The organism is Carnobacterium sp. GW821-FHT04C06, from assembly GCF_059420345.1.
This window is the reverse complement of the sequence record NZ_JBWKTN010000003.1, coordinates 308,274-319,415: the sequence shown is the minus strand read 5'-3', so window position 1 is coordinate 319,415 and position 11,142 is coordinate 308,274. Positions and strand designations below refer to the sequence as shown.

Below are 11,142 nucleotides of genomic sequence, written 5' to 3'. Positions count from 1 at the left end.
AAAGTATCACAGCAGAACCAAAAGAATTAAATCAAATCGTTGGCGATACAGGAAAACTAGCAATTACGTTCCAACCAGGAAATACAACAGATAAGAGCTTAAACTTTGTTAGTGAAGATCCAACAGTAATGACAATTGATAAAGCTGGCAATTGGATTGCAACAGGAGTAGGCACAACAACAATTATAGTAACAACATCAAATGGCAAGAAAACAACGGTTAAAGTAACCGTAAAAGCAAAAGAAATTCCAGCAGAAAGTATCACAGCAGAACCAAAAGAATTAAATCAAATCGTTGGCGATACAGGAAAACTAGCAATTACGTTCCAACCAAGCAATACAACCGATAAGAGCTTGAATTTTGTGAGCCAACATCCAGAAATCATGACGATTGATTCAGAAGGAAACTGGGTAGCAAGAGCAGAAGGAACAACAGTAATCACAGTTACTACATCAAATGGTAAGTTAACCCATGTGTTTGTAACTGTAAAAGCAAAAAATGTTCCAGCAGAAAGTATCACAGCAGAACCAAAAGAATTAAATCAAATTGTTGGCGATACAGGAAAACTAGCAATCACATTCCAACCAAGCAATACAACCGATAAGAGCTTGAATTTTGTAAGTAGAAATCCAGAAATTATGACGGTTGATAGTAATGGTAATTGGACAGCAGTGAAAGAAGGAACAACAGTTATTACCGTTACGACATCAAATGGCAAGACAGCCTTTGTCTTTGTAACAGTAAAAGCAAAAAATGTTCCAGCGGAAAGTATCACAGCAGAACCAAAAGAATTAAATCAAATTGTTGGCGATACAGGAAAATTAGCAATTACGTTCCAACCAAGCAATACAACCGATAAGAGCTTGAATTTTGTGAGCCAACATCCAGAAATCATGACGATTGATTCAGAAGGAAATTGGGTAGCGAGAGCAGAAGGAACAACAGTAATCACAGTTACTACATCAAATGGCAAGTTAACCCATGTGTTTGTAACAGTAAAAGCAAAAAATGTTCCAGCAGAAAGTATTACAGTAGAACCAAAAGAATTAAATCAATTTGTAGGGGATACAGGAAAATTAGCAATTACGTTCCAACCAAGCAATACAACCGATAAGAGCTTGAGTTTTGTAAGTAGAAATCCAGAAATCATGACGGTTGATAGTAATGGTAATTGGACAGCAGTGAATGAAGGAACAACAGTTATTACCGTTACGACATCAAATGGCAAGACAGCCTTTGTCTTTGTAACAGTAAAAGCAAAAGATGTTCCAGCAGAAAGTATCACAGCAGAACCAAAAGAATTAAATCAAACTGTTGGCGATACAGGAAAATTAGCAATCACGTTCCAACCAAGCAATACAACCGATAAGAGCTTGAGTTTTGTAAGTAGAAATCCAGAAATCATGACGGTTGATAATAATGGTAACTGGACAGCAGTGAAAGAAGGAACAACAGTCATTACCGTTACGACATCAAATGGCAAGACAGCCTTTGTCTTTGTAACCGTAAAAGCAAATGGAATTCCTGTAGAAAGTATCACAGTAGAACCAAAAGAATTGAACCAACTTGTAGGGGACACTGGGAAATTAGCAATCACATTCCAACCAAGCAATGCAACCGACAAGAGCTTGAACTTTGTTAGTCATGATCCAAGTATCATGACAATTGATAGTAATGGTAATTGGACAGCAATGAAGGAAGGGTCGACAGTCATCACAGTTACCACTTCAAATGGAAAACTAGTGACAGTTCAGGTTACTGTAAAAGAAGTAGTTAAAAATGGAGTCCATGTACTTTATGAAGATTATCCAATGTCTAATGGAGCCTTTATTCCAAAAGGTAACGGATATGAAAATACAGGATTCGATCATGATTTTGGTGCATCTGAGCCGTATCGCGGTTTAGGACCAGATCATTATAGAATTACAAAAATAGGATACGTAAAAATTAAAGAAGATGGAAGACATGGTTTTAAAGTTGAAGTAAACACAAGCTCAAATGATGCCGCTTATGTTGGAATTAATGATAAGCAAATTATTAATTTTGATCCTAAAATTGGTGGCGAGTTTGAAAATCAACATCAATACTTCAAAAAAGGAGATGTCATAAAAATTGAAATCAGACATTTCCACAGAGATCCAACAGCGCTCTCTCCATTTAAGTTAAAATGGACAGTACCAAGTAATCAATATTCGTACAAGTCAATAGATGTATCTGAAATAACGCAGACACCGAATTAAGCTAGAAGTGAAATAAACTTAAAGATCAGCTATTTTATTAGCTGGTCTTTAAGTATTTTAAAGGATTGCGAGGGGAAAAATGGATATAAAAAAAGCCTTATATTTAGAGCAGGATGCGACTTACAAATATCATCAAGTAAAAATCTATCAACCAGGAGATATTTACCAATACGATAATGGTGAAGAGGAAAAAATTGTTTTTCTAGATAAAGGAGCAGCTTTGATACAAGCGCAAGGAAGAGATTCCGACTGGATCAGTCATGATTTAGTAACGCCAAAATATATTATTTCATTAGAAAATATGATGACAAATGTTTATGTACCTAGTTATTTGATATATCGAGTGAAATTTGTAGAAACGAGTAAAATGTACATTGTAAATAGAGAATATTTTTTAAATCATTTATATTTAAATCCACTTGATTTCCAAGAATTTTTTGAAAGTTTAGGTATAAAGTATATTAACAAGACGCGTATGGTTGCAGTAAGTAATGAAAGACCCCTTATTAAAGTAGCGAATTCCTTGTTTGCGATTATCTATACACTTCATCCTAACACTCAAATAAAATTGTGTGAATTGCCAAGTTATGTTACTCAAAAATTTATTTCTGAGTATAGTTCAACAGGTAAAGCAAGGACGTCAGAAGCTTTAAAATTACTAGAAATAATGGGAATTGTGGAGCAAAAAAAGCCCTTAAAAATAAATGTTGAAAAATTGTCGTCTTTTATTAGTGACGATCACTAGAACTGAGCTGTTTTCTCTAGTACCTCAAACTTAGAAAAATATGGACCTATCAAACGTACCTGGTTATCGTTTCCAATCAGGTACGTTTTTATTTGCTCAATGATATACATAGTTGTGTTATTTTTATATCTTTATACTTTCTTAACACCCCATCCCTGCTTCTTAACACTATCTTTATTTCATACTTGGTATGCTGATGGTAACTTTTAAAGAAGGAGTTAACATCATGGAAACTGTCATTTTATTAAGTGGTATTGGCGCATTGCTATTGTTTTGTTATTTAATTTATGTGCTGTTCTGGGGGGACAAACAATGAAAATCGAGTTCGTATATCAATTCCTATTTTTAGTAGTTTTAGTTGGATTAGGAATACCGTTAGGAAAATACTGTTATAAAGTGATGACCTCACAAAAGGTTTGGATGGATCGGCTGATTCAGCCAATTGAAAAAATGGTGTATCGCTTTATTGGACCAAGTAGTCAAAAAGAAATGAATGGTAAAACTTACGCACTATCAGTGATTAGTTTTAGTGTTTTAGGATTTATTGCCGTATTTTTACTCATGTTAATGCAAGGGTTATTGCCAATGAATCCAGAGGGATTTTCTGGAACGACAGTAAGTTTGGCTTTTAACACAGCGTTAAGTTTTGTGACAAATACAAACTGGCAAGCATATGCTGGAGAAACAACATTATCATCTTTCACACAAATGATGGGCTTGACTGTCCAAAACTTTGTATCGGCTGCTGTTGGTATCTCGGTATTATTTGTTCTTTTAAGAGGGTTTATGGGGAAATCTCAAAAAACGATTGGTAATTTTTGGCAAGATTTAACGAAAGCAACCTTGTATATTTTAGTGCCACTTTCAACTGTGATTGCGATTTTATTGATTTCTCAAGGAGTCGTTCAAACATTTAGTGGAGGAATCGATTATTTTTCTTTAGAAACAGGAAGTAAAGGGTTCATTCCATTAGGTCTAGCGGCTAGTCAAATCGCAATTAAACAATTAGGAACAAATGGCGGAGGCTACTTTGGAGCCAACTCTGCATTTCCGTTAGAAAACCCAACCGTTTTTAGTAACTTGGTTGAAAATATCGCCATCCTATTGATACCAGTAGCGTTGATTTTTGCTTTTGGTTATTTCGTTAAAGAACATAAACAAGGTCGCACAATTTTTATTGTATCGATGGTTTTATTAGTTTTAGCATTGATTGGTGTGATGTTGAGTGAATATTATACAAGTCCTCAATTTGCCGATGTTGTTGCAAGTGGAAATTTGGAAGGAAAAGAAACTCGCTTTGGCGTTGGCTGGTCTGCACTTTGGGCTGTCAGTACCACCGCAGCATCCAATGGGTCGGTTAACAGCATGCTAGATAGCTTCACACCCTTTGGAGGAATGATCCCGATGTTCTTGATGCAGTTGGGAGAAATTGTGTTTGGTGGCGTCGGCAGTGGGCTATACGGTATGGTCGCCTTTGTCATTTTGACTGTTTTTATTGCAGGTTTATTAGTAGGAAGGACGCCAGAATATTTAGGGAAAAAAATTGAACCCTTTGATATGAAAATGGTCTGTCTTGTTATTTTAACGCCACCATTATTGACATTGTTAGGTACGATGAGCTTTGTTTTATTGCCATCGGCCATGAGTCAATTAACCAATTCAGGAGCCCACGGCTTTTCAGAAATTCTCTATGCCTTTTCTTCATTGGCAAACAATAATGGGAGTGCCTTTGCTGGGTTAACTGCAGACACAACGTTCTTAAATACGATTGGCGGAATCATTATGTTGCTTGTTCGGTTTATCCCGATGTTAGCCATTATTTTCTTAGGTGGAAACTTAGCGAAGAAAAAAATGGTTGCTGTCAGTGATGGAACGCTATCAACAACTAATGGGACCTTTGTTGGGATGTTATTAGGCGTTATTTTCTTAGTGGGTGCATTAAGTTTCTTGCCAGCCTTAGCATTAGGCCCAATTGCGGACTTTTTTACCACACGATAAAACTATAAGTAAAGAGGGATCTTAAAATGAAGGAAGAACAATCTCAAAAAGACATTCTAAAAGATGCGTTTAAACAATCTTTTGTTAAATTATCGCCTAAAATTCAATTGCAAAATCCAGTGATGTTTGTGGTGTATTTAGGGGCGGTGCTCACTACTATTCTCTATTTTTTATCTTACTTTGGCATACAAGATAGTGCATCTTGGTTTATTTTAGCGATTGCGCTTATTTTATGGGTAACGATTTTATTTGCGAATTTTGCAGAAGCGATTGCAGAAGGGCGTGGACGAGCTCAAGCAGATAGTCTGAAAAGTGCGAGAAAAGAAGTATTTGCTAAAAAAATCAAATCCATCAAAGATACAACTCATTACGAAGAAGTTAGTTCGGTGAATTTGAAACGTGGAGATTTAGTTTACGTTGTTGCAGGAGATCAAATTCCAATGGATGGGGATGTGGTAGATGGCGCAGCATCAGTAGATGAAAGTGCCATTACAGGTGAATCTGCTCCCGTTATTAGAGAATCAGGTGGGGATAGAAGTGCTGTCACAGGTGGCACGACGATTGTCTCCGATGAGCTAGTCATTAAGGTAACAGCTGAAAGTGGCGAAAGCTTTTTAGATAAGATGATTGCCATGGTAGAAGGCTCATCTCGTAAGAAAACCCCCAATGAAATTTCATTGCAGATTTTATTGATTACATTGACACTAATTTTTCTAGTCGTTTCAGCGACATTATTGCCTTATTCAAGTTTTTCAAGTCAATTAGCAGGAAACGGAACGGCGTTGTCTTTAACCACCATTATTGCTTTATTAGTATGTTTAGCACCAACGACGATTGGCGCGTTGCTCTCTTCAATTGGGATTGCTGGAATGAGTCGTTTAAATAAAGCCAACGTATTGGCGATGAGTGGACGTGCGATTGAAGCAGCTGGCGATGTGGATATTTTAATGCTAGATAAAACCGGAACAATCACATTAGGAAATCGTAAAGCAAGTGAATTTTTACCAGTAGAAGGTATTTCAGAACGGGACTTAGCTGACGCTGCTCAATTGTCTTCTTTAGCAGATGAAACTGCTGAAGGACGAAGCATTGTTGTCTTGGCAAAAGAAAAATTTGATATTCGAGCGCGTAACTTTAAAGAACTAGAAGCAAACTTTATTGATTTTTCAGCTAAAACAAGAATGAGCGGGATTGATTATCAAGAAGTTGAAATCAGAAAAGGTGCGGCTGATGCCATTAAAAAATACGTTCAAGAAAAAGGCAGTACGTATCCAGTTGAATGCGATGAAATTGTTGAAAGAATTGCTAATTTAGGAGGCACACCGTTAGTTGTTGCTAAAAACAATCAAGTATTAGGCGTCATTTATTTAAAGGATATTGTGAAGTCAGGTGTTAAAGAGCGTTTTGAAGATTTAAGAAGAATGGGCATTAAAACAATTATGATTACTGGGGATAACCCTATGACAGCAGCGGCGATTTCAGCAGAAGCAGGGGTAGATGATTTTCTTGCAGAAGCAACACCAGAAGCAAAATTAGAATTGATTCGTTCGTATCAAGAAGCAGGCCATTTAGTTGCGATGACTGGGGACGGAACGAATGATGCTCCTGCTTTAGCACAAGCGGATGTGGCAGTGGCGATGAACACAGGGACACAAGCAGCTAAAGAAGCTGGAAATATGATTGATTTAGATTCAAGCCCAACGAAACTGATTGATGTCGTAAGAATTGGCAAACAGTTGTTGATGACTCGTGGTGCCTTAACAACTTTTAGTATTGCAAATGATGTAGCCAAATATTTTGCGATTATTCCAGTATTGTTCTTTGGAATTTATCCACAGCTGGATCGTTTGAATTTAATGCATTTAACAAGTCCAACAAGTGCGATTTTAGCAGCGATTTTGTACAATGCTTTAATCATTGTTGCATTGATTCCACTTTCATTAAAAGGAGTACAATATAAAGAATTGCCAGCAAGCAAAATTTTACGACATAATTTATTTGTTTATGGTTTAGGTGGTTTAATTGCACCTTTTGTCGCTATCAAGTTATTAGATATGTTATTGACCGTGATGGGGTTAGTTTAATTAAAGAGGGGAAAAAATATGAAAAATGTGATGCCAGCTTTTAAAATGTTACTAATAATGAGTGTAATTTGTGGGGGGATCTACACGGTTGCTTTAACCGGGATTGGGCAGTTGTTTTTCCCAGAAAAAGCGAATGGCAGTGTTGTTAAAGTCACCCATAATGGTGCTGAAAAAGTAATCGGTTCTAAACTACTAGGTCAGGAATTTACTGAAGCACAATTTTTACAGGGACGACCAAGTGGTGTTAGTAATTTATCTGGCGTGAGTTCAGAACAAAAAGACGCTGTCTCTAAACGAGTGGAACAATTAAAAAAAGAAAACCCAGATCAAACAGCTAGGATTCCTGCAGATTTAGTAACAGGATCAGGAAGTGGTGTTGATCCAGAAATTTCTTTAGCGGGAGCACACTACCAAATTCCTAGAATTGCAAAAGCAAGAGGGATTTCAGAGGAAGTTGTTCAAAAAGCGATTGAAAAGAATACAACTGGGGATCTATTTGGTAAAATAGGAGAACCAAGAGTAAACGTACTTGGTGTAAATTTACAACTAAAAGAATTAAAAACCAAGTAAAATGAGGTGACAGGGCTAATGGATGAAGAAAACCGCCCAAATCCAGATCAATTATTACTAAAGTATGGCGCAAAATCTAGTAATCAACGAGGAAAACTTAAAGTCTTCTTTGGATATGCTGCGGGAGTAGGAAAAACATACGGTATGTTACGAGCAGCGATTGAACAAAGCGAAGCTGGGAAAAATGTCTTGGTTGGATATGTAGAGCCGCATGCTCGTCCTGAGACCATTGCTTTATTGGAAAATTTAACGACGTTGCCAACTAAAACGATTGACTACCGAGGATTGTCCTTAGAAGAATTTGATTTAGACAGTGCGTTACTTGCTAAGCCAGAGTTGATTTTAGTAGATGAGTTAGCTCACACGAACGTTGAAGGTTCGCGTAATCGAAAAAGGTACCAAGATATTGATGAACTGTTAAATGCTGGAATTGATGTTTACACAACGATGAATGTTCAGCATTTAGAAAGTTTAAATGATATTGTAGAGGAAATAACCAATATTCATGTCAACGAAACAGTACCCGATCACTTTTTTGATGAAGCTTTTATTAAGTTGATTGATGTTGAGCCAGAAGAGCTCGTTCATCGTTTAAAAGAAGGCAAAATTTATCAGCCACACAATGCCAAAAAAGCGATGAATCATTTTTTTACACTTGAAAATTTAAAATTATTAAGAGAAATTGCCATTCGAAAAGCAGCGGATTACATTGGTATGGAAAATCGTCCAGATCAGCTGTTAAATAATAAGCGTGTTCAGAGCAAACTTTTAACTTATATTGACGATACCTCTAAAGTAGGGGCAGAAAAATGCATTCGTTGGACAGCGAGATTAGCAGTTGCGTTTCGAGCAGAGTGGGTTGTTTTATTTGTTGAAAATGATGAATCTGATGGAAAATCAACAAATGAACAGGTGATGAAGAATTTTGAATTGGCTGAAACATTAGGTGCTGAAACCGTGACGTTAAATGCTCATGATAAAGTCGAAACCATTATTCAATACGCCAAATTAACTGGAGTTACGGATATTATCATTGGTAAAAAACGTCGAGGACAAAATTTCCGTAAGCTTTTTAAAACAGAATTGGAAGATCAATTAGTTCAAGAATTGAATAATGTTGAAATTCATATGATTCCCTTTGCCGAGAAAACAGATTCCGCTAAACCAAGAGAGATAAAAAACTCTTGGAAACCAAAACTATTCTCTACCAGTAATTTTTTAAAGACGATTTTGTTATTAGTCGTAGCAACGCTTTGTTCAGAAGTCGTCACATATCTGGGGATTGGCGAGCAAAATGTAATCGTAGTTTACTTGCTGTTTGTCTTAATTATTGCAAGAGCAACGTATGGATACAGCTATGGCGTCTTTGCTTCTATCTTAAGTGTTCTTTTATTTAACTGGTTTTTTGTCGAACCGCTTTATTCATTAACGGTTTATAAGCCAGGGTATCCGATCACACTTTTAATTATGTTAGCAGTGGCACTTTTTACAAGTAATATGATGATTCGAGTAAAAAGTCAGGCGCGGGATTCGATTGAAAAAGAACATCGGATGGAAGTAATCTACGATTTAAATAAAGATTTATTGCGGGTTAAAAGTATCAATGGAATTGTTGCAATCACAAATCGTTATTTGGCTCAAACCTTAGAGCGAAGTATTATTTTTTACACTGAAAAACCGGAACAAAATCAAGCATATCAAGTTGAAGTTTATAACGGCAATCAAGAAGCACAAGCCAGTTTAGTATCTGATTCTGAAATAGCTGTAGCAAACTGGGTATTTAATAACCGTAAAGAAGCAGGCTTTGGAAGCAATACCTTGATGGGAGCGAGTACCTATTATTTTCCACTTCTCTCACAGGGAGATACGGTGGCGGTAATTGGTGTTTATTGTTTAAACGAACGCCCACTGACGCATGAAAATTTAAATTTTTTAAAATTAATTAGTACTCAAATTTCATTAGCTTTGGAACGGCAGCATTTAGCTAATGAACAACAAGAAATTCTGTTAGAAAGTGAAAAAGAGAAGATGCGAGGTAATTTGTTGCGAGCGATTTCTCATGATTTACGAACGCCCTTAACAGGTATTTTAGGAGCTAGTTCAGCAATAATTGAAAATAAAGATAAGTTTACAGAACCACTGAAATTACAACTTTTAACAGATATTAAGGAAGATTCAGAGTGGTTGATTCGGATGGTAGAAAACTTACTTTCAGTGACTCGAATCGATGAGGGAACTATGAAGGTTAACAAAGTACCTGAAGCAGTAGAAGAAATTGCAGCAACTGCGGTTCGACGAATTCGAAAACGATTTCCTCAACAGGAAATTCAAATAACAGTACCAGAAGAATTGCTTTTAGTTCCTATGGATGGTAAGTTGATTGAACAAGTATTGATTAATTTAATGGAAAATGCAATTCGACATTCAGGAAAAATCACACCAATTATGGTCAATGTACTAAGAAAAGATAAAGATGTGGTATTTGAGGTACGGGATCAAGGAATAGGAATAAAAAAAGAGCGTTTAAATAATTTGTTCAATCCGTTTGACGGTTCAAAAGTCAGTCAAGGAAATGCCCCAATTGACGCTAAACGAGGATTAGGAATTGGGTTATCAATTTGCAAGACGATTATTGCTGCTCATAACGGAACGATTTCTGGTGAGAATAATGAAACGGATGGTGCTGTTTTTCGCTTTACATTACCAATAGAACCAAACGAGGAGGAAAATGGATGAGTCCACGAACCATATTAATTATTGAAGACGATCCAGGTATTTTAAATTTTATGTCGGCGATTTTAAAAGGAGAAGACTATAAAATTATTTCTGCTACGGAAGGTTCACAAGGCATTAGTTTAGCAGCTACATGGAACCCTGATTTGATTATGCTCGATTTAGGCTTACCAGATATGGATGGTTTGGAAGTATTAAAAACGATTCGCAGTTGGTCTAAGACGCCTATTATGATCGTTTCTGCTAGAGGACATGAACAAGAAAAGGTAGCGGCATTGGATGAAGGGGCAGATGATTATATTACTAAGCCTTTTGGAACATCAGAACTTTTAGCTCGGATTCGGACGGCATTACGTCATGGAATACACACAGAGTCTAAAGCAAGCACCTTTGAAAACGGAGAATTAGCTATTGATTTTGAAAAACGACTTGTTAAAGTGGAAGGAAAAGAAGTTCATTTAACACCTAATGAATATAAAATTATTCAATTATTGGCTAGGCATTTAGGAAAAGTGTTGACCCATGATACAATTTCTAAAAGTATCTGGGGACCTTATCATATGGACAATCAAACGCTAAGAGTAAATATGTCGAATATTCGCAGAAAGCTAGAAAAAAATCCTGCAGATCCAATTTATATTATTACTGAAATTGGAATTGGGTATCGGATGGTTGAGCGAAATTAAATAGCAACTAAAAAAATAAGTAGGTTAAAGATTTTCGATAGACACTCGGAAATTTTTAACCTATTTTTCTTTTTATTAACGCTTGA

7 protein-coding genes are annotated in these 11,142 nt (G+C 36.3%); all 7 read left to right on the top strand.

The window, feature by feature from the left end:
• Positions 1 to 2,240, top strand: a 2,240-nt coding sequence (locus tag AC07SW_RS06875) for an Ig-like domain-containing protein (protein ID WP_494632513.1), incomplete at its 5' end; no start/stop codon positions are given.
• A 79-nt stretch (positions 2,241 to 2,319) separates the two neighbouring features.
• Entirely contained in the window at positions 2,320 to 2,985 is a 666-nt protein-coding gene (locus tag AC07SW_RS06870) for a cyclic nucleotide-binding domain-containing protein (RefSeq protein WP_311780558.1), read from the top strand.
• A gap of 312 nt (positions 2,986 to 3,297) precedes the next feature.
• Complete coding sequence (gene kdpA, locus AC07SW_RS06865; protein ID WP_494632511.1) at positions 3,298 to 4,983, top strand: potassium-transporting ATPase subunit KdpA; 1,686 nt, start codon at positions 3,298 to 3,300, stop codon at positions 4,981 to 4,983.
• A 26-nt stretch (positions 4,984 to 5,009) separates the two neighbouring features.
• Positions 5,010 to 7,067 (top strand): potassium-transporting ATPase subunit KdpB, encoded by a 2,058-nt coding sequence (gene kdpB / locus AC07SW_RS06860; RefSeq protein WP_074402100.1) that lies wholly within the window; start codon positions 5,010 to 5,012, stop codon positions 7,065 to 7,067.
• An 18-nt stretch (positions 7,068 to 7,085) separates the two neighbouring features.
• A complete protein-coding gene (kdpC, locus tag AC07SW_RS06855; protein WP_311908481.1) occupies positions 7,086 to 7,637 on the top strand; it encodes a potassium-transporting ATPase subunit KdpC in 552 nt (183 codons plus the stop codon).
• 18 nt (positions 7,638 to 7,655) lie between these two features.
• On the top strand, positions 7,656 to 10,373 hold the full coding sequence (locus tag AC07SW_RS06850; RefSeq protein ID WP_494632509.1) for a DUF4118 domain-containing protein: 2,718 nt from the start codon (positions 7,656 to 7,658) through the stop codon (positions 10,371 to 10,373).
• A complete protein-coding gene (locus tag AC07SW_RS06845) occupies positions 10,370 to 11,056 on the top strand; it encodes a response regulator transcription factor (RefSeq protein WP_034572320.1) in 687 nt (228 codons plus the stop codon). Before AC07SW_RS06850 ends, AC07SW_RS06845 begins: the two co-directional genes overlap by 4 nt.
• Positions 11,057 to 11,142 lie beyond the last annotated feature (86 nt).

Excerpts from the sequence above, each read along its gene's own strand:
- AC07SW_RS06850 (WP_494632509.1), top strand. The coding sequence starts at position 7,656 with ATGGATGAAGAAAACCGCCCAAATCCAGATCAATTATTACTAAAGTAT.
- kdpA (WP_494632511.1), top strand. The coding sequence starts at position 3,298 with ATGAAAATCGAGTTCGTATATCAATTCCTATTTTTAGTAGTTTTAGTT.
- kdpB (WP_074402100.1), top strand. The coding sequence starts at position 5,010 with ATGAAGGAAGAACAATCTCAAAAAGACATTCTAAAAGATGCGTTTAAA.
- kdpC (WP_311908481.1), top strand. The coding sequence starts at position 7,086 with ATGAAAAATGTGATGCCAGCTTTTAAAATGTTACTAATAATGAGTGTA.
- AC07SW_RS06845 (WP_034572320.1), top strand. The coding sequence starts at position 10,370 with ATGAGTCCACGAACCATATTAATTATTGAAGACGATCCAGGTATTTTA.
- AC07SW_RS06870 (WP_311780558.1), top strand. The coding sequence starts at position 2,320 with ATGGATATAAAAAAAGCCTTATATTTAGAGCAGGATGCGACTTACAAA.